Origin of the sequence: Pseudomonas persica, from assembly GCF_900291015.1 — a bacterium.
Classification (GTDB): domain Bacteria; phylum Pseudomonadota; class Gammaproteobacteria; order Pseudomonadales; family Pseudomonadaceae; genus Aquipseudomonas.
The window spans coordinates 1-233 of sequence record NZ_OLKL01000398.1; the positions used below are offsets into that span (position 1 = coordinate 1).

Annotated in this window: 1 protein-coding gene; it reads right to left on the reverse strand. The window is 62.2% G+C overall.

Going from position 1 to position 233, the window contains the following annotated elements; all coding sequences use genetic code 11:
• The coding region (locus tag FQ664_RS27040; RefSeq protein WP_144176019.1) for a hypothetical protein at positions 1-233 on the reverse strand (233 nt) is incomplete at both ends.

Genomic DNA, 233 nt, shown 5'->3' on the forward strand with positions numbered 1-233 from the left:
CCTCGCGACGGGCTGCAAACTGGGTCTTGGCGATGAACACCTCGAGGTGTTGCCAGAAGGGTGCCGTTCTTTCCACATAACGCTGCAGGGCACCTTCCAGCCCTGCGCTGGCACGCTCGAATGCGCCGGGCCGATCGAGCATGGCGAAACCCTGGCTGCCGATGAAGCTGGCCTCAAGAAACTGCTCGTCGATGCCGTGCCCTGGAATGAAGATCACCGGGCAGCCACAAAGG